This window comes from Enterococcus casseliflavus NBRC 100478, assembly GCF_001544095.1.
In the GTDB taxonomy this organism is placed as follows: domain Bacteria; phylum Bacillota; class Bacilli; order Lactobacillales; family Enterococcaceae; genus Enterococcus_D; species Enterococcus_D casseliflavus.
Genome location: NZ_BCPT01000039.1, coordinates 1 through 2,366, shown reverse-complemented (window position 1 = coordinate 2,366; position 2,366 = coordinate 1). Strand labels below are relative to the sequence as shown.

General features: G+C 42.0%; 3 protein-coding genes. All 3 read left to right on the top strand.

Features of this window, described 5'->3' with window-relative positions; genetic code table 11:
- Positions 1 to 145: 145 nt before the first annotated feature.
- The 3 genes from ECA1_RS16635 to ECA1_RS16625 all read left to right on the top strand — a co-directional run bounded on the left by ECA1_RS16635 (position 146) and on the right by ECA1_RS16625 (position 2,360).
- Positions 146 to 772: a glycosyltransferase family 32 protein gene (locus ECA1_RS16635; RefSeq protein ID WP_010749841.1), complete on the top strand. Its 627-nt coding sequence runs from the start codon at positions 146 to 148 to the stop codon at positions 770 to 772.
- Positions 773 to 885: 113 nt separating this feature from the next.
- Positions 886 to 1,395, top strand: coding sequence for a GNAT family N-acetyltransferase (locus tag ECA1_RS16630; RefSeq protein ID WP_010749840.1), 510 nt, complete (start codon positions 886 to 888; stop codon positions 1,393 to 1,395).
- Positions 1,396 to 1,517: 122 nt separating this feature from the next.
- The gene (locus ECA1_RS16625) at positions 1,518 to 2,360 is read left to right on the top strand and encodes a DUF368 domain-containing protein (protein WP_060793123.1); all 843 of its coding nucleotides are present in this window, start codon (positions 1,518 to 1,520) and stop codon (positions 2,358 to 2,360) included.
- Positions 2,361 to 2,366: the final 6 nt, after the last annotated feature.

Sequence of the window (2,366 nt, the reverse complement as noted above, 5' to 3'; positions counted from 1 at the left end):
TTCTGGTGCTTTTTTTAATGGATTTTTCTAATCATGCCCAGGAGCAGGAGCAACTGCTTTCGCTGAAAAAAGTGTATATGATTTTGAAACAATTGCAAAATCAGCTACACTTAAAAGAGACCAATAAACTAAAGGAGAGAGATTGATGATTCCAAAAATTATTCATTATTGCTGGTTTGGCGGCAATCCATTAGGTGAACAAGAAAAGAAATACATGGATACCTGGAAAAAATATTGTCCGGATTATGAGATCAAACGTTGGGATGAATCAACGATCGACCTTTCAAAATTCGGTCCTTATCTAAAAGAGGCCTATGACCAAGAAGAATGGGCCTTTGTGTCAGATGTGGTTCGTTTGTATGCGTTAGTGACAGAAGGCGGTATTTATATGGATACCGATATCGAGGTGGTCAAACCTTTAGATGAGCTCTTGACACTGGAGGCATTTATGGGCTTTGAGATCGAAACCAAGATTTCTACTGGGATCATTGGAGCGGTGCCGCATCATCCCTTTATGGAAGAATGGTACCACGATTACGATGACCGAAAATTTGTCCGGGCAGAAAAAACGGAAGATGTCGTCACCAATGTGATCCGAGTGACGGAACTGTTGCAAAACCACGGATTAGAATTGAATAATCAACGACAAACCGTTAAGGGTGTAGAAATCTTCCCGCAAATGACGTTTTCACCAAAAAGCTATATCACTGGTGAGGTCGAGGAAGATCCGAGTACGATGGTGATCCATCAGTTTTCTGGCTCTTGGTTATAAAAGAGTAAGTCTATGAAAGGACGGACAGTGGGGAAAGCTGTCTGTCCTTTTTGCTTTTGCAAGGGATGATGGAGATGTGATAGAATAGCTTGAAAAAATGAGGAGGCGTTTTGATGGCTATCAAACGATGTACTTTGGCAGATTTAGAAGAATTGGGAGAAATCAGCGTATCCACCTATTACGATACATTTGCTCCTTTCAATACGGAGGAAAATACTCGTATCTATCTAGAAGAAGCCTACAATCTGCCGAAACTGACCCGAGAGTTAGAAAATCCGCAGTCGGCGTTTTATTTTTTACAAGATAATGATCAAACCGTAGGATATATCAAACTTAACTGGGGTGAGGCGCAAACGGAAGCAATCGCCCCAGAGGGGTTGGAAATTGAACGAATCTATATTAAAAAAGAACATAAGCGCAGAGGCTATGGCAAAACACTGCTGCTGTTTGCCCAAGAGACCGCTAAAGAGCTGCAGAAAAAGTCGATCTGGTTAGGCGTTTGGGAATTTAACGACAATGCGTTGGCTTTTTATCATACGATGGGCTTTGAAAGAGTTGGCAGTCACTCCTTTTTTATGGGGGATGATGAGCAGACGGATTTCTTGATGCTGAAAGAACTTTGAATTCTGCCTTTGTATGAGGAATTAGAAATTACTTTCCATTTTTTTGGCAATCAAGTATAGTTAAAGGGATTGATGAAAAAAGAACGATTGGTGAAAACCATCGCTAAGGAGAGCAATTGTAAATGGAAAAACAGAGAAACGAAAGTATTTTGTCACGTTTTCTTAAAGGCGTGGTGATTGCCTTGGGCTTTATCTTGCCTGGTGTTTCAGGTGGCGTATTGGCAGCCATCTTAGGCATTTATGAGCGGATGCTGCGCTTTATGGCACATCTGACGAAGAATTTTAAAGAGAATCTCCTCTTTTTCCTGCCAGTAGGGATCGGGGGAATCGTAGGGATCGGGCTTTTATCAAAGCCATTAGAGTGGCTGCTGCAAAACTATCAAATCATCGTTTTGTGGGGCTTTGCGGGGGCAATTATTGGGACATTACCGGCACTTGCCAAAGAATCTACTTTAAAAAGCAAACGAACAACCGGTGATTTGATTTGGTTCTTCGGCAGTATGGTCATCGGCTTCTTGTTCCTCTATTTTATGGGTGATATCTTAGGAACGATCCCTGCCAATTTCATAGGTTTTGTGATCGCCGGCGGTCTGATCGCGTTAGGTGTTTTGGTTCCTGGCTTGAGTCCTTCAAACCTTTTGCTCGTTTTGGGACTTTATGATCCGATGTTGAAAGGCTTTAAGAGCTTTGACATCATGGGGGTCTTTCTACCGATCGCCATTGGCGGCTTGGCAGTGATGCTGCTGTTTTCGAAATTGATGGAGTGGCTATTGACCCATTATCATTCAAAAGTCTATCACTTCATTTTAGGGATCGTTATTGCCTCAACGATATTGATCGTGATTCCTCCGGTGGCAAACTATAGCGGCTTTACTTGGGTAACGGCTGTCATCGGAATTATTTTGTTTGTCTTGGGGGCTTGGTTAGGTCTTTGGATGAGCAAGCTGGAAGAAAAATATAAGTAAATCAAA

Bases quoted from the DNA above. Each gene is read 5' to 3' on its own strand.
- ECA1_RS16635 (WP_010749841.1), top strand. From the start codon at position 146: ATGATTCCAAAAATTATTCATTATTGCTGGTTTGGCGGCAATCCATTA.
- ECA1_RS16630 (WP_010749840.1), top strand. From the start codon at position 886: ATGGCTATCAAACGATGTACTTTGGCAGATTTAGAAGAATTGGGAGAA.
- ECA1_RS16625 (WP_060793123.1), top strand. From the start codon at position 1,518: ATGGAAAAACAGAGAAACGAAAGTATTTTGTCACGTTTTCTTAAAGGC.